The organism is Paenibacillus sp. FSL H8-0168, from assembly GCF_038592955.1.
Taxonomy (GTDB): Bacteria; Bacillota; Bacilli; order Paenibacillales; family Paenibacillaceae; genus Paenibacillus; species Paenibacillus polymyxa_B.
The window spans coordinates 4,989,548-5,015,568 of sequence record NZ_CP151948.1 but is presented as its reverse complement, the minus strand read 5'-3'; the positions used below and the strand labels follow the sequence as shown (position 1 = coordinate 5,015,568).

Below are 26,021 nucleotides of genomic sequence, written 5' to 3'. Positions count from 1 at the left end.
GGTGACACGGATGAGCGAATACAGCTGTTTGCCTCTCCCCTACCCAGATGAATTACTTTATAGCGTAATTACACGTCACCACTTGCGGATGAGCAATACCAGTCCAAAATGGACGTTAAGAGAAGTGTTCGGTACAGAGAATGTTATACCCACGGTGGATCTTCCCAGTCATATCAAGGATCTCTCCAAGGGAAGCCAGTTGATTGGTATATCCTCCGATCAATGGATTGACGATCATACGTTATTTGCATTCTATGCTCCCTTCCTTCCATCGGAACGCTGTAGACGCCTACGGCAGATGATGAAAAGCAAAGATGGGGCTGGCATTCATACGCTGACAGGAATTACGGCCAGTACGGTTGATAGAAGCAGTAATTTGAAATTCTGTCCTATTTGTTACGAGGAGGACATAACGAGGTATGGAGAACCCTATTGGCATAGGACCCTTCAGGCTACTGGAGTAATGACCTGTCCAAATCATGGTGTTGTACTTCACCGAATAGTTGATCCGGTAGCAGATCGTCATGGATTAACGGTATTGCCAATTGCGAGGTGTTTATTTCAATCCGAGCCGGTGCTGATGGATCTTTCAGAAAAAGTCCTGTTACGATTGCAAGAGATTGCTCTGGATGTTCAATTACTGATTGGTATGGGGCAGTCGCATGAGTTGTATGACTTGAGGGAGTCACTACTGTATAAATTGAGTGAGCAAGGTTGGCTGACGCCAGCTACACGAATTCGGCAACGTGAACTTGCAGAACAGTTTACTGTCTATTACGGCAAAGAACTGCTGGAGGTACTGGGATGTATACTCATTGGGAACGATTATTCCTGGCTGACCTTGGCAACAAGGAAGGCTCGAAGAGCTGGGCATCCATTAAGGCAACTGCTGCTTATACGTTTTCTCTTTGGTTCTTTTAAGCTCTTTTTAGAGCAAAGGAATATCAGGTATTCCCCTTTCGGAGAAGGACCGTGGCCCTGTCTGAGTAAAGCTGCAGATCATTATAAAGAATCGACTATAGAGAGGGTACAGATTACTCGCTGTACAGATACGGGTAAACCGGTCGGCACATTTACGTGTAGGTGTGGCTTTTCGTACTCCAGAAGAGGACCGGATCAGACATTGCAGGATCGTCTAAGAATTGGTCGTATAAAAGTCTTCGGTCCTGTTTGGATGAATCAACTGAAAGTTCATTTGCAGAATGGTTTGTCATATCGGGCTACTGCCGAAAAACTTGGGGTCGATACGAATACTGTCATTAAGTACGCACTACATGATCAGGTAGAGCAAGGATTGGATTACAGTAAGACTCCATCAGGTTTGAAATCTAAAAAAGTAAAACTTTCTGGGAAGAAATCTGCTACAGGTTACATCCGAGTTGATTGGAAAACACGCGACCTTGAAATAAGTTGGGAAGTTGAAGCAGCCTGTAAAAGACTACTTGAAGACAGTCAGGCGAAGCCAGTTCGGATCACTGTTGCTTCAATCGGTAAGCGTATTGGGAAGCTTGCGTTACTTGAGAAGCATAAAGATCGACTTCCTGTAACTACAGCAATCTTAACTAACTACATGGAGTCGGTCGATCAATTTCAGATACGAAGAGTTCAATGGGCAGCGAAACAAATGAAAGATGAATTTCCCATCAAACGATGGAAGCTTATAAAAAAAGCTGGATTAAGACCTGGCTATTCGTGGACTGTGTCAGAGACTCTTGATTACTATAGCGGTCAAGGACTGCATACTTTGAGCATCACAGGTGAGGTGACATCGCAGTGGCATCAATAGAATTTCGCCCTTGGCCTTTCTTAGAGAATGAAGATGTTGAATTGTTTTGGTTTGGATCTCCCTATACGGATTATAAGGGTGATTGGAGAATTCGTATTGCTTTTAAAAGAGCATCCGGGGAACTGAAGATCTTGACGCGTGCTTGGGGAACAATTCCTTTATTACGAGTCGGACAAATTTATACGAATGGTGTACTTAATCAAGTTCGTCCAATGAGTGGATCTTCTTATACATTCACCATACCCTCGCTTGATACTGGTGTGGTTGTGAATGCATTTCAAATGCCAAAGCGCCTTATCGATTTTGGGAAGAATCCCGAGTTGGGTATGCAAAAAATCGTTCAGTTTACCATTGGGAATATAACTTTGTGTATTCCTGTTGTAGAGCTTGTCAGAGCGATGTTTATTAATTCAAAGCTAATGGCGTATTCTTTGATGCAGCCACATGGCTTGGAGCAACTCATTGAAGATTGTGAGTTTGAAAAGAGTATTCTTCATTTTCATTTAGGGCCTCGTGTTCCTAATACAATGGCTACAGAGAGCAATGCTCGTCATTTGTCGTGGATTTATCTAGACTTCAAAATGAAAGCTATGTGGGATTCGGTTTACCAAGTATTATTTAGCCAAGCAATAGCTGAGTCCCCTACTAACCCTGCAAAGATGCTAAGAAAAGGAGCTCCTCTTAATGTAGAGCTACCTTCTACTGGTCCCGTTGAACTGATCGTACGCGGCGATAAATTTATAAATATGATCTTGGTGAAAGAGATTTTAGGATTTTCTGGGTTCACGCATCCAGCCAATGAAATAAAATTTTGGCATCACTCCAAAAAGCGGCAGGAATCCGTCTTTGGAGACAGACGTTTGAGAAAGACATCTCATTCCAAGAATGATGACTTCATAATAAATGATGAAAGTGAAAATGCCAGAGAAAATACGAATCAGGATGTGCTAGACGCTCCTCCCACTTTCATGAAGTTCATTAATTATCCCGTAGTGAGAACCCGAAAGAAAAGTGTAAGGCAAACGAATGCTGGAAATGATGTAATCGTTAGCTCAGGTAGAGGTGGTAAGAATTCAGGAGAATCAAGGGAAGTCAGTGTTCAAGATTCAGTCGTAGGTGGCGATTTGCCTCCAATTGATTTCAAAACATTAGAAATGGTTCCTATTACTGAAGCCTTCGGGCTGGAAGATTTCTTTCAGATGATCAGTATTTTGAAGGAAATGACATCGTATTCTATTCGGATGTCTGTAGTACGCATTCCTCCCGGGAAGCGGTTTTCGATTTGCCCTAACGGTGTTCGACGGACTTGCGCTATTGTTCAGGTGTCTAACGCTGTGTTCACTAAGTATATTTTGGAGGTTGCTCGACCAGATGATTGGTCGATTTCGACACTTATTTTAAGTCCGTTAGATCAAAGTGAATTCATGATAACAGAACAGCATATAAAACAGATCTTAGATGGATTGGTTAGGAAAAGTGGACATTGGGATCAGATTATGTTGGAACAAGCCAGTAGAGTGACTGTTGAAAAGCTAAAGCACTATCAAAATGATTCAAAACATGATTGGGCTTATAAACTTATGGGGAAAATAACGCAAATACAAAATATAATTCGCCATATGAGCCCGTAGAACTTGTAATAATGTTCAGAGACATATGATAAGTCTTTATATAGTTGCAGTGGCAAAACCAGATGACTGGTCTATCACGACAGTAATTCTATGCCCAGAGGTAAAATTATATAAGAGAATTTGAATAAAACCTTACAAAACTCCTGAATGATTTGTTTTGTAAGGTGGACATTGGGATTAATATGCACTCAATCCATGTAACGTAATGAGTATCACCAAACTAAACTATAGGGTGATATTGTACAAGACAGGGCATTTTGCAGACAAACTAAAGTTTTGTATTGACCACTCTAAGTCCCAAAGTACGAAATCCCTTAAATCAGAGTAGTTAGTTTCACATTTTGTAAAAATTGATCATTTCAATATTTTCGTCAGGACGACAAAAAACGACAATATTTTCAGTGGGCATATGATACTATTTCTTTTGTCCTATGTGATTTATTTCTAGACAGCAAGGAGATTACGCTAACTTGCTCTATTAGCGAGTAAAAACATATTGCTAGGAGGATTGTGCATGTATGAAAAACCTCGTTTTAGAGAGATGCTTGTAACTGAATTAACTCTATCAAAAACAAATCCTAGATTTCCTAAGCCTGTTACAAGCGAGGAAGAGGCAATCCTGACTTTCTTTAAATTGAAGAGAGTTGGACCAAAAAAAATAGAAGCTATAATACAAGATATCGTAGAAACTGGAGGTGTACTTGAAGATTTTATTGTACTTCATAAAGACAATGAATATATCGTCTATGATGGAAATAGAAGATTAACTGCCTTAAAATTATTATTAGATGATACAGCAGAACTTATAAAAGATCTCTATCCAAGAACTTACCGTTATGTAGAAAAAGTTAAGCACAGTATTGATGTAAAAAGGATGAATCTTTATGCTAAAATTTATTTAGATCCTGAGGCAATGGCAAACCATGTAATAAAAATTCACTCTGGCGAACAGTCGGGTGCTGGACAAATCACATGGGATTCTAATGAAAAAGACACATTCACTTCTGAGTTCTTTAGCAAACCCTTAAATATTGGAAATATGATTTACAGAAAACTTGAACAAGCTACTGATAGGAAAATTCTTTATGATAATATCAAAAACAACGGCTATGCTACCACATTTGAACGAATATTTAATTTCTCAGATATTAGGACAAGAATATTTAGATTAGAACGTGGAGTCAAAGTTGATTTGGACAACGTCGAACAATTTAACAAGGTATGTGAAATGATTGAATATTTTATTACAGAGGATGCATCGGTTGCAGATGTATACACTGCTGAGTTGACAAGTACTTTTTTTGCTGATATTTTGCCAATTGAATTAATTGATCCCAAAGATGCAGAAAAGGAACCGAATTCAGGAAATAAAACCGATTCTACTAGTGAGATTGGCTTCGATAGTGATATTGATACTAGCGCTGACAATGATACTACTAATACTGATACTATGCCTAATAATGTCAGTGATGCTGAAGACAAAGATACTCAACCGTATAATCTGTTTTTGAATTTAAAATCTGTTAAAAAAAATGTGAAATTATATAATGATTACGATTTGAACGATTTAATAGAAGTCGCTACAGATTCTAATGGTGAAAATTTAAAAAGTAAAGTTCTATTTAGTTCAGAGGGGAATTATATAAGGGAGAATATCTTTTCAGGAAACGCACCAACAGGGAACTATATAATACAGGCAAAGTTAGATCATAACGGGGTTTTCATTTCGAGAAGTGTAGAAATCTGTGTATATTTACCTAGTAAAACTATCAAAATTGATCAACCCAAAAATGAATTTTTCAAGTCAATTGCTTCATTTACCGAGGGAGAAGTGAAAATCAATATAAACAATACAGTCAATATGTTAATAAATGAAATTCAATCCTTGGATAATGCGAAAAACTATAGATACATGATCGCTTCATCAGTGAGACAATTATTAGAGCTATCAATAGACAAAGTGATAAAAGACAAGAATCTTAGAAACCATGGAAATCCAAAGCAGAACTTGAAATTTCTAATTGAACAATTGACTAATAGGACATTATTGAATCAGATTTGTAACGGAGATAACAAGCTTAAATTTCAATATACTAAAAATTTACTAGGAGCAATTGAGTCTGATAAGTTATATGATTACTTAAATTTGATAACTCATGATAGCTATGCTGCAGGATATGATGAACTGGTTGAAAAGGTAAATCTAAGAGTTACACCAATTTTAGTTTTTTTTCACAACTATTTACATTTATCATAGAACGGCTGGCCAAGAGGAATCAAATTTGTTACTATATCAGCGAGGTGGTTGCATGTGGCCAGTATATCTCCTTTAAGATATCCAGGTGGTAAAAATAAAACATATTATTATGTTAGGCATTTAGTAAGAACAAATAATTTATCAACTTATATAGAGCCCTTTGCTGGAGGAGCTGCTGTAGCTCTTCGTTTACTAATAAATCGTGATGTAAAAAAAATTATAATAAATGATTATGATCGAGGAATTTACGCGTTATGGAATACTATCATCAATCGGTCTGAACTATTAATTCAACTCATACAGGATACTCCTATAGATATGGAGCAATGGTATATTCAAAGAGACCTCCAAAAACAAAAAGATACTATTGACGAATTGTCTTTGGCATTTTCGACACTTTTTTTAAACCGAACTAATAGATCGGGAATTATAAAAGCAGGAGTTATTGGTGGTAAGAATCAAAATAAAGCTTATAAACTAGACTGCAGGTTTAATAAGGAAACGATAATTAATAGAATAAGATTGATTGCTTCTTATTCGAAGCAAATAAGAGTTTGTAATTATGATGCAAAGGACTTTATTGAGGCTGAGATAAAAAAAACACGAAATTCACTTACATTTTTTGATCCACCATATTACGATAAAGGACCTGATTTATATACAAATTTCTACTCCCATGATGATCATGTTGAGTTGGCAAAGACCATACGATCGAAAATGAGGAATAGATACTGGATTCTAACATATGATATTGCTACTCAAATAGAAAAGCTTTATCGAAAGCAACTTCATACGAAATACTACTTGAATTATTCTATAGCAACACCTACAGAAGGACAAGAATTTATGTTCTTTTCAAACAAAACAGAAGTAGGTAATATTGGGGAATACTTAAAAATTGTATAGACAAAACTATACTTAGTTGAACTAAAATAGCCGGGAAAGAAAGATTGTGACCTGCCCTCCGTTTTAACAAGGATCGAAAATGGGAGGTAGGCCACAACTCGTGAAGATTTTTAGTCAGCCTGGCTTTTAATTATTTCAACGATAGCTAATCCTTGAGTTACGGTTCACTTCGGGGGAGTAAAGGATTTCACAAGCATCTTCAATTGTAATATCCGAAATTAAGCAACCGTGAGTACTGGCGAGAAAACGAAAGTCTAATACTTTATTTTCTCAGCTTTTGCTGAATGTTCAGCAACGGTTGTATTCAGTCTAACACTTATTTTTCAAAAGCTGACGATTTTCAGACTCAAAAACCGTGTAAAATCAACAACTCCAGTCTAATACTTTATTTTCTTTGGACACTTTTGTCTGGTGATAAAAAAAGTGTGGAACCAGTAAAAAAAGTCTGGAACTAGTCATTTTACAAACATCAAGAAAGATCCCGATAATATATCGGGATCTTTTTAGCTTAGGAGGGTAATTATGTCTACAATAGGCCAACGAATTCGAACTATTAGAAAACAAACAACTTAAATCAAATAAAGTTTGCAAATATAATTGGAATTTCTCAAGGAACGTTGAGTGAGCTGGAGCAAGATAAATACAGACCCTCTCTTGATATAATTATAGCAATTAAAGAAAACTTCAATTCCCATATAGAGTGGTTAATCTTTGGAGATACGCCTGTATCAAAGAACACTATTTTTAATTTAGCCATTGAAGCTCAGGAATTAGAACTTATTTCTTTGTTTCGAGAACACCCCACGGTATCTGTTTCAGCAAGTTTTTTATACTTGCTCAAGAGCCATACGTGAGAAATGGTTTGAAAGAGCTTTGAAAGAAGGCGATTGGAACCTCAGCATTAGATATACCCCAACTGATCTAAAATCAATTTACATAAGAAATGAATTTGAAGATTATGAAGAATGTAGATTGGTGGTAAAAGAATCATTATAAGGTCTTAACATAGAGACCTATTTACAGAGTGTGCAACTAATGAAACTTGCAAAAGAAATATTGAAAGACTATCCCTAAAAGTAAAACTTCAGCTAACACAAAGTTAATTAAATTGTAAAAGAAGGTGTGAGGCGCTACTTCTTTAAGCGAACTAATGGGTACTAAAATTTTCTATTTACTATATGTTTTCTTTAAAGGAGAGACAAAATGCTCCATTAAAAAGGTAATATTTTTACCGATTAGATTCAAATCTTCTTGTTCTAATACCTGCCCATTTAATTCAATTCGAAAACCAGAATTTAGAAATGATAAAAAGGATTTTTTGATTTTCTCGTTATTAAGGTCGGAATGAATTGTATCAATCAATTGAGTCCACACAGTAGGGGAACGTCATTTGATTAGCAATACAAAGTAAATAATCGGTTGTAGCATCAAAAATCTCTGCTAAAGATATTAAATGATTAATTTCAGGTCGTGCTACATTTCGCTCCCAATTAGAAACAACCTGTTTGGTTACCCCGATTTTATTAGCAAGTTCCTCTTATGTCCATTTATGGAGTAGTCTTAAATTTCTACATCGCTGTCCCAAAGTATTCATGAGTTCACCTCTATTGAGAATATCAAATAGGTTTTAACCCGACCCATCTGCTTACTAATTATACCTACTTATAGTCCATATTATAGCTTATTCATACCCTACTGTACCCTACGAGTAGCCTATGAATAGGATACCAAGTAAAATATAGCTAAAAAATATTACTTTGCTATTGTATAAAGCTGTGAGTTGTTATATTCTACATTTGTATTTTGAAGTAAAACTAAAATATATTTTAGGAGTAGAAAAAGGTAACTGAACTTTACTCTGATTTAGTAGTTCTAAAAAGAAGGTGAATAATGAGCAAAATTCGATCAAGTAACTCTATAGCATCTATTCAACGGAAAATCAAAGAAGGAAGAGGTCAAGGCCACTTTTCGGAATATAAACCTTGGTTGACTGTACAAGATGTACCTTCAATAGGGATAGTTACTCAAATTCTTTGTTGGAAAAGTGGTCGACTTCACCATTATCTGTCTGAACACTTTGAATTGGCACATCATTACCAAATGGAGTGGTCAGAGCAAGAGATTGATATTCGCGAACAATTTCCTTTATTACCCCTAGATAAAGCCTCTATATTGCACAAAAGTTAGGCATTAAACATCCAACTGACCCCAAGAATAAGCTTCCCATCATTATGACTACAGATATGTTACTTACAGTAAAACAAGAAGAAAGTATAAAATTTATTGCACATTCCGCAACCCGTAAAGCGCCAATATATCCTCAAGAAGGATGCGGATCGGGCATACGAGATCATTCGAACGATAATGGAATGTCTGGAATTAACGTTACACCCGACCAAAACGCGAGTATCCAACGGATTTTCCAGCAGAATATCCAGCTGACATCCAGTCACGTTTCCAGCCAGGCTTCCAGAAATTCGTCAGGTAATCATGTTAAGTTATCGCAAAGCGCAAGGATTCGGAGCACCGGCAGAGAATGTCTACAGGGAAGATCTCCCAAATCGGCCGGCACCCCGCCTGAATGTCGACACGCGTCGAATTCCTCGATTGATGGCAAACCATTCCCAGCGTTTCTTCTCCATTCGCTCTTTTTAGGCAAAATATTAACACCGTGTTGACCAAATTTAACTGAATTTTTACTATACATTATTGGAAATTTTGATATAATTCTACCTAGGTCAACTTTCCAATTATGATAGAAAATAGAATTGGATGGTTTTTATACCTACCCAAGCTGTGTGCGAGAGACCAGTCCACTGGCTACCCAGCAAGCCGGCATGCGGAGACCGACAATTGTGGAAAATGACATCCGAGAATATGTTGATCCATGACGTCAGAAGGTGGGGACCTGTTATATTCTGAGGACGGAAGAGCATATATTGATTTTTTTGCAGGTGCCGGGGCACTGAATTACGGTCATAACAACGATTATATCAAGGACCGGGTTCTCGATTACTTGACCTCCGACCGGATTTTGCACGGTCTGGATATGTATACAATGGCCAAGCGCGAATTCTTCAAGAGCTTCTCGGAGCGGATCCTGGAGCCGAAGAAGCTGAATTACAAGCTTCGAGTCTGCGGTCCGACGGGGACGAACGCGGTGGAAGCGGCCCTTAAGCTCGCACGCAAGGCGAAGAAGAGAACCGGGATATTCGCATTCATGGGCGGCTTCCACGGCATGTCGATCGGCAGTCTGTCGGCGACAAGCTCCAAGTCCATGAGGGAAGGGGCGGGGCTTCCTCCGGGCGGAGTTACGTTCATGTCGCACCCGAGCGGGGCTTTCGCAGAAATGGTTACGCTCGGCTATATCGAGAATATCCTGACTGATTCGCACTCCGGAATCGACAAGCCGGCCGCCAAGGCCGCTCTCGAGTTCCGGGACAGAGCTGCCCTGGAAGCCCAGGTGAAGCAGAAGGAAGAGTTTGTGCGCTCGTTCCTTGACAAAGAAATCAAGCCTCTGCATCCGTCCATCGCCCTCTGCGGACTTGGCCTGATCTGGGGCATTGACGTCTCGAGCTTCACGGATGAAGCCGGGGCGAAGGCGGATGACGGAGATCAGCTTCGAGAACGGGCTCATCATTGAAAGAGCCGGCAGAGGAGAACGCGTACTAAAGATCATGCCTCCGCTGACCGTCTCGATGGAGCATCTGGCCGCCGGCTGCGACATTATCAAGTCCAGTATGCAGCAGGTGATCTCTCAGGAGACCCAGGATTTGCTGGTAACGACCTAAGCTCGGCCAAGCCGGTGGCCGCCCCGGCAAGAGGCACGGAAGTGCCTTCCGGGGGCCGTGCGGCCCTGATGTTAAGATAACGTTTTCACCCCATTGGAAGATTTTCCCTCCATACTGCCTGCGGTACCGTCAGACAGCATGGAATTCACCGCCAATCCAAGGGCTGTCCCGTTCATGCCATACGGAGCATTCTTTGAGCCTCATGCAGCACCATCGTCACATCTAATCGTCAGGAAAAGCTCACTACCCCACAGCCGGATCTTTACTTATCCACACCAGGCGGGGGAATATACAAGTCGTACATAGAGTGTATCAATATCCCTTAAACATAGGCTTCGACAAAGGCAGCTCCGGTGCCGAATCCGGAGGTACGGCCGACTTCCTGCTGGCCGGCCGGAATCCTACAGCAAGCCTTACATCGATGGGAGGAACATCCCTTGTGCACCCCCAAATCCAATTCCGAACCCAATGTTAAACCAAAGCCCGTCTTCGGGCGGCTCGTCCGCAGCAAGCATATTGAAGCAGAGGAGCCGGAAGCAGCCGCATCTCTTGCGTAGAACGATGCTCTTTGTTGTTTTTCACGCATGGGAGCCGAGCGGGACAGCTGCTAGGCAGAGGATTGCCGCATGCGATCAACCGGGCAAGCGAAGCGGTGACCTGGCGAAAGCCATTGACATTGTTGTCACATGTTTGAAAAGGCGGGGAGCGTTGCTGCGGCATATGCTCCGCCGGATTGCTTTTACCGATGAAGAGAGGGGAACGATCCAGATGGCTTTTGAAAAAGAAACGTTGTTTTGGAACGAAAAATTCGGTAGCGACGATTATACCTTGACGCGGCTGCCTTACAGCAAAGCTCCAAGCTCCCTGGCGCCCATTATGACAACCGTCGGCGGGACGCTTTCGGAGGAAGTGGCGCAGCGCGTCCTTCAAATGAGCAAGGGCGCTCCGCTGGCCACTTTTATGATTTTGCTCGCCGGTGTTCAGTCGCTCTTGCATAAATATACAGGCGCTTCTGACATTCTGGTCGGCATTCCGGTTGTACGGAAACCGACGGAGACGCGTCGATCCGTTAATCATACGGTCATTTTGAAAAACTCGCTTTCGGCGGGTGCGACTTTTAAAACGCTTCTGAGCGAGCTGAGGACTTCCTTGCCGAGAGCGATTCAGCATCAACATATTCCGTTCTTGAAAATGACGGAGAAGCTGGACCTGCAATATGCAGGCGGGATACCCGTCGTCCATACGCTAGTATCCCTTAAGGAGCTGCATCTGGACGAAATCGGGCAAAATGTGGTCACGGATTGTTCCTTTGAATTCAGCTTAACCGACGGGACGATACAGTTAGCGCTGTCATATAACGAGCACTTATATGACTCCGAGTTCATGACTCGGGTCGTCGGCCATCTGAATCGCCTGCTGGCCGTGGGGCTTCACGAGTTGGAGCTGGACATCGTGCGGGCGGACATGCTGTCGGAGGACGAGAAATTTCAATTGCTGCAAAGCTTTAACGATACCGAGAAGGACTATCCCCGTGATCGGACGATTCATCAGCTCGTGGAGGAGCAGGCGAAACGGGTGCCCGAAGCGACGGCGGTTGTCTTTGAGGGGCGGCGGCTTTCGTACGCGGAGCTGAACGAACGGGCGAACCGGCTGGCGCGGACGCTGCGATCGGTCGGCGTGCTGCCCAATCAGCTGGTAGGCTTGATGGCCAGGAGATCGCTGGAGACGGTCGTTGGCATTCTGGCGGTTCTGAAAGCTGGCGGTGCCTACGTGCCGATCGACCCGGAATACCCGGAAGAACGCATCCGCTACATTCTGGAGAACTCGAACGCGCAGCTGCTGCTGACTCAAAGGGAGTTGCAGCAGCAGGTGCCGTTCGAAGGGACCGTGGTAGCGCTGGATGATGAGCAGGCCTACAGCGACGATGGCTCGAACCTGGAGCCGGCCAGCGGTCCGAACGATCTAGCTTATGTCATCTATACATCAGGTACGACGGGCAAACCCAAAGGGGTCATGCTGGAGCATCGCGGGCTGGTCAGCCTGAAACTGACGTTTGCCCATACGCTTCACACGACCGAACAGGATCGAGTGCTGCAATTCGCCAGCCTATCGTTCGATGCGTCGTGCTGGGAGATGTTCAACGCTCTGTATTTCGGGGCGACCTTATATATACCGTCAACTGAGACGGTTTTGGATGATCAGCTGTTCGAACGTTTCATGAACGAGCATGCAATTACGATCGCCACTTTGCCGCCAACTTATGCGGCTTATTTGAATTCAGACCGCCTGCCGAGTCTGAGCAGGCTCATCACGGCGGGCTCCGCCGTTTCAGCCGAATTCGTGCAGCAGTGGAAAGACAAGGTACAGTACTATAATGCGTACGGTCCGACGGAAGCCTCGATCGCCACATCCGTGTGGGCGGCGTCTACGCATGACACCGAACGCAGAGCGATACCGATCGGACGTCCGATCTGGAACCATCGCTTGTATATACTGGGCGCACAGAATCAGCTGGCGCCTATCGGAGTGGAGGGAGAATTATGCATCGCGGGCGTCGGCCTCGCCCGGGGATATTGGAACCGGCCGGATCTGACGGCGGAGAAATTCATCGAACACCCGTTTGAGCCCGGAGAGAGACTGTACCGGACGGGCGACTTGGCCCGCTGGCTGCCGGACGGAAATATTGAGTACTTGGGCCGGATTGACCATCAGGTGAAAATCCGTGGATTCCGGATCGAGATCGGCGAGATTGAAGAGCAGCTTCTGAAGATCGACTCCGTGCAGGAGACGATCGTAATCGCGCGGGAAGGCAAAAGCGGGCAAGAACTGTGCGCTTACCTGGTCGCGGGCCGCCCGCTTACGCTCGGCGAGCTGAGAAGCGCGCTGGCGCAAAAATTGCCGAATTACATGATTCCAGCGCATTTTGTTCAGCTTCCGCGGATGCCGCTCACGCCGAACGACAAAATCGACCGCAAAGCTTTGCCCGCTCCGGAAGGAAACGCGCTGACCGGCGGCGCGTACGTAGCTCCCCGCAATGAAGCTGAGCGGACGCTTGCCGATGTGTGGCAGGCGGTATTGAACGCCGATCGCGTAGGGGTAACGGATCATTTCTTCGAGCTGGGCGGAGACTCGATCAAGTCCATTCAAGTATCTTCGCGGCTTCATCAAGCCGGGTACAAGCTGGAAATCCGGGATTTGTTCAAATATCCGACTATCTCACAGCTCAGCCTGCATGTGAAACCGATCGGACGTACTATCGATCAAGGCGAAATAACGGGTGAAACGGCGCTGACGCCGATTCAGCATTGGTTTTTCGAGAGCTCCTTTGCGGACCCGCATCATTTCAGTCAGTCGGTGATGCTGTACCGGAAGGAACGCTTCGACGAAGAGACGGTACGTCAGGTGCTGCAAAAGCTGGCCGAGCATCATGACGCCTTGCGGATGGTGTTCCGCAAGACGGAACAAGGGTTTAGCGCGCGGAACCGCGCGATTCAGGAAGGCGGGCTGTTCACGCTGGACGTGTTCGACTTCAAGGATGCGGAGAATACCGCGCAGGCTGTGGAAGCGAAGGCAACGGACATTCAAGCGGGCATCGATCTGGAGAACGGGCCTCTCGTGAAGGTGGGACTGTTCCGGTGCGCGGACGGCGATCATTTGCTGCTCGCGGTTCATCATGCCGTGGTGGACGGCGTGTCTTGGCGCATTTTGATGGAGGATTTCGCTCTGGGTTACGAGCAGGCCGGCAAAAGCGAGGAAATTCGTTTCCCGGCGAAAACGGATGCGTACCGCACTTGGTCCGAGCAGTTGGCCGCTTACGCGCAAAGCCCGGATATGGCGAAGGAACGGGCCTATTGGCAGGCCGTGGAACAAATTGCGGTTCCGGCCGTGCCGAAGGATCTGGAGGCGGACGTTACGACGCAGCAGGACAGCGAATCGCTGTTCGTCCGTTTGACTCCCGAAGAAACGGAGCTGCTGCTGAAGCGGGTTCACCGGGCCTACAACACCGAAATGAACGATATTTTGGTAACGGCGCTCGGCATAGCCGTTCGCAAGTGGACGGGACACGAACGGGTGCGGATCAATCTTGAAGGACACGGACGCGAATCGATCGGAACGGATATCGACATCACGCGCACAGTCGGCTGGTTTACGACCAAGTTTCCGGTCGTCCTGGAGCCGGAAACCGACCGGGATTTGGCCTATCAGATTAAACAGGTCAAGGAAAGCTTGCGCCGCATTCCGAACAAGGGGCTTGGGTACGGCGTATGCCGCTATCTCTCCAAATCGGAGGATGGCTTTGTTTGGGGCGCAGAGCCGGAAATTAATTTTAACTACCTCGGCCAGTTCGACGATGATGTCAATCAGGACGAGATCGGCATATCTTCTTATTCCAGCGGCAGCCCGGCCAGCGACCGGCAGGCCCGCAGCTTTGTGCTGGATATCAACGGCATGGTGCTGGACGGCGCTTTATCGCTCGATCTCAGCTACAGCCGGAAGCAGTATCGCAAGGAAACGATGGAAGCCTTCGCTCAGCGGCTTGAGCAAAGTCTCCGAGAGCTCATTACCTACTGCGCAGGCAAAGAAAACACCGAATTGACGCCGAGCGACGTGCAATTTAAAGGCTTGACCATCGCGGAATTGGAGCAAATCGCCCAGCGCTCGGGCCATCTCGGGGAAATCGAAAATATTTACTCGCTTACGCCGATGCAGAAGGGCATGTGGTTCCACAGCGCGCTTGACCGGCAAACGGCCGCTTACTTCGAGCAGACGCGGTTTACGATGCGGGGAGCGCTCGACGTCCAGCTTTTCGAGAGGAGCTGGATGGAGCTTGCGAAACGTCATCTGGTGCTGCGGGCGAATTTTGTGAAAGGACCGGCGGGCGAGCCGCTGCAAATCATATACCGCGACAAGCCGGTCGGCTTTGAATATGAAGAGTTGCTTCATTTGCAGGCGGACGAGAAACAAGCGTATTTGGATAAAAAGGCCGAGGATGACAAGCTTCGCGGCTTCGACATGGAACATGACGCGCTCGTTCGGGTTACGATCCTGCGCACCGAAGAGCAAAGCTATCATGTGCTGTGGAGTTTCCAGCATATTTTGATGGACGGCTGGTGCCTGCCGCAGCTGACGCAGGAGCTGTTTGAGACGTACTCGGCCTTGGCATCCGACAAGCAGCCAGCGGGAGATAAGGGATCGGATTATGGCGCTTATATCGAATGGTTGGAGAAACAGGACGATCAGGCGGCATCCGGCTATTGGACGGCATTCCTGGCAGGTTATGAAGGGCAAACCGTACTCCCGGGACAAAAGGAACCGGCGCCAAACGGCAGATTTACGGCTGATCACGTCACCGCCGAGCTGGGCAAGGACTTGAGCGAGCGGATGGACCGGGTGGCGAAACAGCGCCTGGTTACGGTCAATACGCTGCTGCAAGCCGCTTGGGGCGTGATGCTGCAAAAATATAACGGAACAAACGATGCCGTATTCGGCAGCGTCGTGGCCGGAAGACCGGCGGAAATCCCGGGCATCGAGTCCATGATCGGGCTGTTCATCAATACGGTGCCGGTCCGCGTCACGAGCGAAGCGGACACCGTGTTCGCCGACCTGATGGCGAAGCTCCAAGAGCGGGCGCTGGAGTCCGGGCGTTATGATTACTATCCGCTGTATGAAATTCAAGCCCGCAGCGTGCAAAAGCAGAACCTGATCAACCATATCATCGCTTTCGAGAACTATCCGGTGGACGAGCAGATGGAGCAGGCGGGCGACCAGCAGCACGGCGACCTGACGATCGCTGACGTTCAGATGGAGGAGCAGACGAACTATAACTTCAACGTGACTGTGGTGCCGGGAGTCGAGATCGAAATTCGATTCGACTTTAACGCCGAAGTGTTCGATAAAGACAGCATCGAACGGCTCAAGGGGCATCTCGTCCATCTGCTGGAGCAGGTGACGGATAACCCGGAAATTACCGTGGGCGAGCTGGAACTTGTGACGGAGGCGGAAAAGGCCGACCTTCTCGGACGTTTTAACGACACCACCACGGAATTTCCGCGCGGGAAGACGCTCATTCAATTGTTCGAAGAGCAGGCGGAGCGCATCCCGGATGCAGCCGCTATCTCCTTGAATGAGCAAGAGCTGACCTACCGCGAGCTGAACGATCGCGTCAACCGCCTTGCCCGTACCTTGCGTAGCCACGGGATATCCAAAGGCCGTCTGGTCGCCATTATGGCTGAGCGTTCCATCGAAATGGTGGTGGGCATGCTGGCGGCACACAAAGCCGGAGCGGCTTACGTACCGATTGACCCGGAATATCCCGAGGAGCGTATCCGTTTCTTGATTGAGGATTCGGGAGCGCAGGTCATGCTGACGCAAAGCCGCTTGCGCGAGCGCCTGGCGGGTTCGGACTCCGTGATCTTACTGGATGACGAGTCCTTCTATCACGAGGACGGCACAAATCTAAATCCGGGCACCGAAGCGACGGATCTGGCCTGCGTCATCTATACGTCAGGCACGACGGGCAAGCCGAAAGGCAACCTTGTTTCGCACCGCAACATCGTGCGGATCGTGCGAAATACGAATTATATCGACATCACCGAACGGGATCATGTCCTCCAGCTTTCGAGCTATTCGTTCGACGGAGCGATTTTCGATATTTTCGGCGCTTTGACCAACGGGGCGCGGCTGGTGCTGGTTCCCCGCGAGACTTTGCTGGAAATCGTCCGGCTGGCGGATCTCATCCAGCGTGAGCGCATCTCGGTCATGCTGATTACGACGGCTTTCTTCAACGTCCTTGTAGATGTGAACGTCGATTGCCTGCGGGATGTCCGGGCGATTTTGTTCGGAGGAGAGCGAGTGTCGGTCGGACATGTGCGTAAAGCGCTCGCCCATATCGGACCGGGCAGGCTCAACCACCTGTACGGCCCGTCGGAAAGCACGGTTTATACCACGTACCTTCCGGTCGACTTCGTCGATGAGTCGGCGGTTACCGTACCCATCGGACGGCCGATCAGTAATACGAAGGTGTATATCGTCGACAGCCGGAATAAGCTTCTGCCGATCGGCGTGGCCGGGGAGCTTTGCGTCGGCGGAGAAGGCTTGGTACGGGGCTACAATAACCGGCCGGAGCTGACGGCGGAGAAATTTGTGGACAATCCGTTTGTGCTGGGAGAGCGCATGTACCGGACGGGGGATTTGGCGAAATGGCTGCCGGACGGCACGATCGAATACGTGGGACGGACGGACGACCAAGTAAAAATCCGCGGCTTCCGCATTGAGCTGGGCGAGATCGAAGCTCAGCTTCAGAAAGTGGAGGGAATTCGGAAAGCGACGGTATTCGCGAGGGAAGACGCCTCCGGCGAGAAGCAGCTTTGCGCCTATTATGAAGCGGACCGCGAGCTTCCGGCGGCCGAGCTGAAGAGCGTGCTTTCCCAGGAACTGCCGGCCTATATGATTCCGGCGTACCTGATCCAGTTGGAGCGGCTCCCGCTGACGACGAACGGCAAGGTCGACCGCCGATCACTCCCGGCGCCGGAGGAGAGCTTGCAGCCGGGCGAAGAACGTACTCCGCCTCGGACTCCGCTGGAAGCCAGCTTGGCGGGAATTTGGAAAAGCGTGCTCGGACTGGAGCACATCGGGGTTCATGACAACTTCTTCGACCTGGGCGGCCATTCCCTGCGGGCGACGACACTGGTGAGCAAGGTGCATCAGGAGCTGAATGTCGAGCTGCCTCTGCGCGACGTATTCCGCTACTCGACGATCGAAGAGATGGCTCTCGCCATCTCCCGGATCGGAGAGCAGTCGTTCTCGTCGATTCCGCTGGCGGGCGCAAGAGCATATTATCCGCTTTCCTCAGCTCAGAAGCGGCTGTTTATCCTGAATCAGCTGGAAGGGGCCGATCAGAGCTACAACATGCCGGGCGTGCTGCTGCTGGAAGGATCGATTGACCGGAGCCTGCTGGAGAAGGCTTTCCGCGGACTGATCGCACGGCACGAAACGCTGCGAACCGGCTTTGAGATCGTACAAGGCGAAGCTGTACAGCGCATTTACGAGAGCGTCGACTTTGCCGTCGAGTACCGTCATGTGAGCGAGGAAGAAGCGCCCGAAGTCGTGCAGGCCTTCATCCGGCCTTTCGACTTGGCGAAGCCTCCGCTGCTGCGGGCGGAGCTCGTAGAGCTGGCAGCCGAACGTTATTTGCTGATGTTCGACATGCACCATATCGTCTCCGACGGGGTTTCGATGGACGTGTTAGTCGAGGAACTCGTTCGTATGTACGGCGGCGAGTCATTAGAGCCTTTGCGCATTCAATACAAGGACTATGCGGTATGGCAGCAGTCGGACGAGCAAAAAGTGCAGTTGAAACGCGAGGAAGCTTACTGGCTGGACCGTTACCGGGGCGAGCTGCCGGTTCTGGAAATGCCGACGGACTATCCGCGTCCTGCCGTGCAGAGCTTTGAGGGACAAACGCTGACGTCCTTCGTGGACGAGGCAACGAACGAAGGCTTGAAGCAGCTGGCCGCTCAAAGAGGAACGACGCTGTATATGGTGCTGCTTGCGGCATATACCGTGCTTTTGCATAAATACACAGGTCAGGACGATTTGATCGTCGGAACGTCGATTGCGGGCAGAACGCACGGAGACACGCAGCCTTTGATCGGAATGTTTGTCAATACGCTGGCGCTCCGCAATTATCCGGCTTCGGAGAAGACCTTTCTGTCGTATCTGGAAGAAGTGAAAGAAACGACCTTAGGCGCTTACGAGCATCAGAATTATCCGTTCGAAGAGCTCGTCGATAAAGTGCAGGTCAGCCGGGATTTGAGCCGCAACCCACTGTTTGACACGATGTTCTCCCTGCAAAACTTGGAGGATAAAGAGTTTGAGTTGGAAGGGCTGAAATTGTCCCCGTACCCTAGCGAATACGGCACGGCCAAGTTCGACCTGAGTGTGGATGTTACGGAAGAAAATGGCGGCCTGGAGTGCAGTTTTGAATTCGCAACGGCTCTTTATAAAGAAAGCACGATCCGGCGGCTGTCGACTCATTTCGGACATTTGCTCGTAACGATCGTAAGCCGTCCGGATGCGAAGATCGCCGAGCTGAACTTGCTGACGGCAGAGGAAAAAGAACAAATTCTCGGCGCGTTCCACCCGGCGCAGCTGGAAGCGGCTCCTGCGGCCGCGTTCCACCGGCTGTTCGAGGAACAGGCGGAGCGCACGCCGGAAGCGGAGGCCGTCGTGTACGAGAACGACCGGCTGACGTATGCGGAGCTGAACGAGCGGGCGAACCGCTTGGCGGCCACGCTGCGTGCAAGCGGCATCGGCCGGGAGACGATCGTCGGCATTCTCGCCGAGCGTTCGGTGGACTTGCTGGTGGCCGTGCTGGCCGTCTGGAAAGCGGGCGGGGCGTATGTGCCGCTCGACCCGGATTATCCGGCGGAGCGCGTGCGGTTCATGCTTGAAGACAGCGAAGCGAAGGTACTGCTGACGCAAACGGCGCTGCGAGAGCGTGCTGAAGCCTGGCTCGACGAAGAGGAGATGGCGCTGGCGGCGGTGCTGTACCTGGACGACGAAGCGTCGTACAGCGAGGAGCGGGCGAATGCGTCGGTTGTCTCCGGCAAGCTGACGGATGCTGTGGACGACGGCGATGAGAGCCATCAGCATGTTGGCACCGACAGCTTCCATGAAGCCCGTCCGGAGGATCTGGCGTACGTGATCTATACGTCGGGAACGACGGGCAAGCCGAAGGGCGTGATGATCGAGCACCGCAGCCTGGTGAACACGGCGGCGGGCTACCGGCGGGAATACGGGTTGGATCAGTTCCCGGTGCGGCTGCTGCAGCTCGCAAGCTTCTCGTTCGACGTGTTCGTGGGAGATATCGCGCGGACGCTGTACAACGGAGGCACGATGGTGATTGTGCCGAAGGACGACCGGATCGATCCGTCTCGTCTGCACTACTGGATTGAGCGGGAGCGGGTCACCATCTTCGAATCGACGCCAGCGCTGATCGTGCCGTTCCTGGAGTACGTGCACGAGCAGCGGCTGGATATGAGCTGGATGGAGCTGTTGATCACGAGCTCGGACAGCTGCAGCGTGGCGGATTACCGAACCTTGCAGGAGCGCTTCGGCTCGCAGTTCCGTATTATTAACAGCTACGGCGTAACGGAAGCGGCGATCGACTCAAGCTTCTACGACGAGGAGCTGGCGAAGCTGCCGCAGACAGGCCATGTGCCGATCGGCAAAGCGTGGCTGAATGCGAAATTCTACATCGTGGACGCGCATCTGAACCCGGTGCCGGTCGGGGTGCTGGGCGAGCTGGTTATCGGCGGAGTCGGGGTAGCGCGCGGGTACTTGAACCGTCCAGAGCTGACGGAAGAGAAGTTCGTAGACAGCCCGTTCGCCGCGGGCGAGCGGCTGTACCGCACGGGAGACTTGGCGCGGTGGATGGAAGACGGCAACGTGGACTTCATCGGCCGGATCGACAACCAGGCGAAAATCCGGGGGTACCGGATCGAGACGGGCGAGATCGAGTCGCAGCTGCTGCGGGTGGAAGGCGTGCGCGAAGCGGTGGTGCTGGTTCGAAGTGACGCGAACGGGCAGAAGGCGCTATGCGCGTATTACACGCCGGATACCGGAGCGGAGCTGGCGGTGAACGATTTGCGCAGCGCGCTGGCGCAGGAGCTGCCGGGCTACATGATCCCGTCGTACTTCGTGGAGATGGAGCGCCTGCCTCTGACGCCGAACGGAAAGATTGACCGGAAGGCGCTGCCGGCGCCGGAAGGGGAAGCGGGAAGCGGAACGGAGTACGTCGCACCGCGCAATGAGCTGGAAACGAAGTTGGCGGCGATTTGGCAGGAGGTGCTGGGGCTTGCGAAGGAGATTGGCGTTCACGACAACTTCTTCGACATCGGCGGCCACTCTCTGCGGGCGACGACGCTGGTCAGCAAGATTCATAAAGAGTTGAACGTGGATCTGCCGCTGCGCGACGTGTTCCGCCATTCCACGATCGAGAGCATGGCGGCCGCCATTTCCCGGCTGGATGAGCAAACATTCGTTGCCATTCCGATGGCGGATGACCGAGAGGTGTACCCGCAATCTTTTGCTCAAAAACGTCTCTTTATCCTGAATCAACTGGAAGGCGCGGAGCTTAGCTACAACATGCCGGAAGCGATGCTGCTGGAGGGTGCTTTAGACCGGGCAAGGTTCGAAGAAGCGTTCCGTAAGCTCGTGGCGCGGCATGAAATGCTGCGCACCGGGTTCGAAATGGTGGATGGCGAAGCATCGCAGCGGATTTACCAGGACGTGAATTTTGCCGTGGAGTTCTATCGAGCGGATGAGCAAGAGGCCGAAGAGACGGTTCGCCGTTTCGTCCGTCCGTTTGACTTGGCGAAGCCTCCGCTGCTGAGGGTAGGCCTTGTTGAGCTGGCTCCGGAACGCCATATTCTAATGTACGACATGCATCATATTATTTCCGACGGCGTCTCGATGGAAATCTTTGTTGAAGAATTCGTCCGCTTGTACGGCGGCGAGCAATTGGAGCCTCTGCGCATTCAGTACAAAGACTACACCGTTTGGCAGCATTCGCAGGAGCAGAAGGAACGGCTTCAGCGTCAGGAGGCGTACTGGCTGGACATGTTCCAAGGCGAGCTTCCGGTGCTGGAAATGCCGACCGACTATCCGCGTCCGGCCGTGCAGAGCTACGAAGGCCAAACGCTGGAGTTTTTCTTTGACGCTTCGAAAACCGACGGCCTGAAGCAGCTGGCCTCGGAAACGGGCACGACGCTGTTTATGGTGCTGCTTGCGGCGTATAACGTCCTTCTGCATAAATATTCAGGTCAGGAAGACGTGATCGTCGGTACGCCGATTGCCGGAAGGAATCATGGAGATGTGCAGCCGTTGATCGGGATTTTCTTAAACACGCTGGCTATCCGCAGTTATCCGGCTTCGGAGAAGACATTCCTGTCATACCTGAACGAAGTCAAAGAAACGACCCTCCACGCCTTCGAGCATCAAAACTATCCGTTCGAAGAATTGGTGGACAAGGTGCAAGTCACCCGTGATTTAAGCCGCAATCCGCTCTTCGACACGCTGTTTACGATGCAGAATACGGAGAACGAGGAATTTGAGCTGGAAGGGCTTCGCCTGATTCCTTATCCGAGCGCACTGGATACCGCGAAGTTTGATATCAGCTTGGATGTGGGCGAGGAGAACGGCGGCTTGGATTACAGCTTCGAATATGCGACGGCTCTCTACAAAAGGGAGACGATCGAACGGCTGGCAAAACATTACGAGCAGCTGCTCGTAACGATCGTAAGGCGTCCGGATGCGAAGATCGCCGAGCTGAACTTGCTGACGGCAGAGGAAAAAGAACAAATTCTCGGCGCGTTCCACCCGGCGCAGCCGGAAGCGGCTCCTGCGGCCGCGTTCCACCGGCTGTTCGAGGAACAGGCGGAGCGCACGCCGGAAGCGGAGGCCGTCGTGTACGAGAACGACCGGCTGACGTATGCGGAGCTGAACGAGCGGGCGAACCGCTTGGCGGCCACGCTGCGTGCAAGCGGCATCGGCCGGGAGACGATCGTCGGCATTCTCGCCGAGCGTTCGGTGGACTTGCTGGTGGCCGTGCTGGCCGTCTGGAAAGCGGGCGGGGCGTATGTGCCGCTCGACCCGGATTACCCGGCGGAGCGCGTGCGGTTCATGCTCGAAGACAGCGGAGCGAAGGTGCTGCTGACGCAAACGCCGCTGCGAGAGCGTGGCGAAGCCTGGCTCGGCGAAGAGGAGCTGGCGGCGGTGTTGTACCTCGACGACGAAGCGTCGTACAGCGAGGAGCGGACGAATGCGCCGCTGGAAGCGGATGATCACTTGCACGAATGCCGTCCGGAGGACCTGGCGTACGTGATCTATACGTCGGGAACGACGGGCAAGCCGAAGGGCGTGATGATCGAGCACCGCAGCCTGGTGAACACGGCGGCGGGCTACCGGCGGGAGTACCGGTTGGATCAGTTCCCGGTGCGGCTGCTGCAGCTCGCAAGCTTCTCGTTCGACGTGTTCGTGGGAGATATCGCGCGGACGCTGTACAACGGAGGCACGATGGTGATTGTGCCGAAGGACGACCGGATCGATCCGTCTCGTCTGCACGACTGGATTGAGCGGGAGCGGGTCACCATCTTCGAATCGACGCCGGCGCTGATCGTGCCGTTCCTGGAGTACGTGCACGAGGAGCGGCTGGATATGAGCTGGATGGAGCTGTTGATCACGAGCTCGGACAGCTGCAGCGTGGCGGATTACCGGACCTTGCAGGAACGCTTCGGTTCGTTGTTCCGGATCATCAACGCATACGGCGTGACGGAAGCGGCGATCGACTCAAGCTTCTACGACGAGGAGCTGGCGAAGCTGCCGCAGACAGGCAATGTGCCGATCGGCAAAGCGTGGCTGAATGCGAAATTCTACATCGTGGATGCGCATCTGAACCCGGTGCCGGTCGGGGTGCTGGGCGAGCTGGTCATCGGCGGAGTCGGAGTGGCGCGCGGGTACTTGAACCGTCCGGAGCTGACGGAAGAGAAGTTCGTAGACAGCCCGTTCGCCGCGGGCGAGCGACTGTACCGCACGGGAGACTTGGCGCGGTGGATGGAAGACGGGAACGTGGACTTCATCGGCCGGATCGACAACCAGGCGAAAATCCGGGGCTACCGGATCGAGACGGGCGAGATCGAGTCGCAGCTGCTGCGGGTGGAAGGCGTGCGCGAAGCGGTGGTAATGGTTCGAAGTGACGCAAACGGGCAGAAGGCGCTATGCGCGTATTACACGCCGGATACCGGAGCGGAGCTGGCGGTGAACGATTTGCGCAGCGCGCTGGCGCAGGAGCTGCCGGGGTACATGATCCCGTCGTACTTCGTGGAGCTGGAGCGCCTGCCTCTGACGCCGAACGGAAAGATTGACCGGAAGGCGCTGCCAGCGCCGGAAGGGGAAGCGGGAAGCGGAACGGAGTACGTCGCACCGCGCAATGAGCTGGAAAGGAAGCTGGCCGCGATTTGGCAGGAGGTGCTGGGGCTTGCGAAGGAGATTGGCGTTCACGACAACTTCTTCGACATCGGCGGTCACTCCCTGCGAGCGACGACGCTGGCGGGCAAGGTATTTAAGGAATTAAACGTCAACCTGCCGCTGCGCGACGTATTCCGTCACTCGACGATTGCGGCGATGGCCGAGGCGATCGCCCGGATGGAACGGCGGGAGCATGAGGCCATTCCTCAAGCGGAGGAGAGAGAGTACTACCCTCTGTCCTCCGCGCAGAAACGGCTGTTCATTCAGCACACGCTGGATGGAGCGGATCAGCTTTACAACATGCCGGAGCTGGTGCAGGTGGAAGGCGAGTTTGATTTAGACCAGTTGGAAGCCGCCTTGCGGAAATTGATAACACGGCATGAATCGCTGCGCACCGGTTTTGAAATCGTGAAGGCCGAAGCGGTTCAGCGGATTTACCCGCAGGTCGAGTTTGCTATCGAGCATCATCAAGCGGATAAAGAGGATGCGGCTCAAATCGAGCAGATCGTCCGCAGCTTCGTTCGTCCGTTTGATCTCGGCAAGCCGCCGCTACTGCGCGCCGGGGTCATCGAGCTGGAGCCGAACCTGCATATTCTCCTTTTCGACATGCACCATATGGTGTCCGACGGCGTATCGATGGCGATTGTGATCGATGAGTTCTCGAGTTTCTACGCCGGGGAAGAACTGCCGCCACTGCGCATTCAATACAAGGATTATGCCGTTTGGCAGCAGTCGAAGGCCCACCGAGAGCGGATCGGGCGGCAGGAAGCGTACTGGCTGCAAACCTTCGAAGGCGAGCTGCCGACGGCGGACCTGCCGATGGACTACGAACGGTCTGCGGCTCGCAGCTACGAAGGCGCGCATCTGGAGTTCGACGTCGAAGCTTCTCTCTCTGCGCGGTTGCGCGAATTGGCGGCCGAGCGTGAAAGCACGCTGTTCATGGTGCTGCTTGCGGCTTATACCGTGCTGCTGTCCAAGTACAGCGGGCAGGAGGACTTGGTCGTGGGCACACCGGTGGCGGGAAGAACGAACGCCGATTTGGAACCGGTCATCGGGATGTTTGTCAATACGCTGGCGATCCGCAATCGTCCGTCGGGCGACAAAACGTTCTTGTCTTACCTGGAAGAAGTGAAGGAAACGGCTTTGGGTGCTTTCGAGAACCAGGATTATCCATTCGAGGAGCTCGTGGAGCGTTTGAATGTGAAGCGGGAGCCGGGCCGCTTCCCGCTGTTCGATGCCGTTTTCGACTTGCAAAATATCGAAGAACGAGACGCCGAGCTGGAAGGGGTCAGCCTGAAGACTTACGAGCTTGACCATTTGGAAGAAGCGAAGTTCGATCTGACGCTGTTTATGTATGAAAACAACGGGGCGCTGAGCGGGGGCTTCTTCTACGCCACCAAGCTGTTCAAAGAAGCGATGATCCGCACCTTGACCGAGGATTACCTGCGGGTACTGTCTCAAATTGCGGAAAATCCACAACTCGAGCTAAGCCGGATTGAATGTCATAAACCGGCGGCAGGCGCAAAGAGTGCCGTCGATACGATCGAATTCGCGTTCTAATCCTACAAGCGCGCCTCCGCCGTCAAGCGAAAGCGGCGCGCATCCCAAGGAAGACGGCGAAC

7 protein-coding genes and 2 pseudogenes are annotated in these 26,021 nt (G+C 50.4%); 8 read left to right on the top strand and 1 reads right to left on the bottom strand.

Going from position 1 to position 26,021, the window contains the following annotated elements; translation table 11 throughout:
* Positions 1–10 precede the first annotated feature (10 nt).
* The 5 genes from MHI21_RS22150 (at position 11) to MHI21_RS22130 (ending at position 7,434) form a co-directional block, all read left to right on the top strand.
* Positions 11–1,786, top strand: a complete 1,776-nt coding sequence (locus MHI21_RS22150) for a TnsD family Tn7-like transposition protein (protein ID WP_342418934.1) — start codon at positions 11–13, stop codon at positions 1,784–1,786.
* Entirely contained in the window at positions 1,774–3,417 is a 1,644-nt protein-coding gene (locus MHI21_RS22145) for a Tn7-like element transposition protein TnsE (RefSeq protein ID WP_342418933.1), read from the top strand. The genes MHI21_RS22150 and MHI21_RS22145 overlap by 13 nt, the downstream gene beginning before the upstream one ends.
* Positions 3,418–3,931: 514 nt before the next feature.
* Positions 3,932–5,674, top strand: coding sequence for a hypothetical protein (locus MHI21_RS22140; RefSeq protein ID WP_342418932.1), 1,743 nt, complete (start codon positions 3,932–3,934; stop codon positions 5,672–5,674).
* 54 nt (positions 5,675–5,728) lie between these two features.
* Positions 5,729–6,580, top strand: coding sequence for a DNA adenine methylase (locus MHI21_RS22135; RefSeq protein WP_137063172.1), 852 nt, complete (start codon positions 5,729–5,731; stop codon positions 6,578–6,580).
* A 617-nt stretch (positions 6,581–7,197) separates the two neighbouring features.
* Positions 7,198–7,434: a hypothetical protein gene (locus tag MHI21_RS22130; protein WP_238808423.1), complete on the top strand. Its 237-nt coding sequence runs from the start codon at positions 7,198–7,200 to the stop codon at positions 7,432–7,434.
* Between the two features lie 500 nt (positions 7,435–7,934).
* On the opposite strand, the pseudogene MHI21_RS22125 reads toward MHI21_RS22130, so the two are convergent.
* Positions 7,935–8,105, bottom strand: a pseudogene (locus MHI21_RS22125) (helix-turn-helix transcriptional regulator); the annotation flags it as partial.
* Between the two features lie 365 nt (positions 8,106–8,470).
* On the opposite strand from MHI21_RS22125, the gene MHI21_RS22120 reads away from it, so the two are divergent.
* The 3 genes and pseudogenes from MHI21_RS22120 to MHI21_RS22110 all read left to right on the top strand — a co-directional run bounded on the left by MHI21_RS22120 (position 8,471) and on the right by MHI21_RS22110 (position 25,959).
* A complete protein-coding gene (locus tag MHI21_RS22120; RefSeq protein ID WP_341163035.1) occupies positions 8,471–8,767 on the top strand; it encodes a hypothetical protein in 297 nt (98 codons plus the stop codon).
* A gap of 715 nt (positions 8,768–9,482) precedes the next feature.
* Positions 9,483–10,371 (top strand): annotated as a pseudogene (locus tag MHI21_RS22115) (aminotransferase class III-fold pyridoxal phosphate-dependent enzyme); the annotation flags it as partial.
* 768 nt (positions 10,372–11,139) lie between these two features.
* Positions 11,140–25,959: an amino acid adenylation domain-containing protein gene (locus MHI21_RS22110; RefSeq protein ID WP_342418931.1), complete on the top strand. Its 14,820-nt coding sequence runs from the start codon at positions 11,140–11,142 to the stop codon at positions 25,957–25,959.
* Positions 25,960–26,021: the final 62 nt, after the last annotated feature.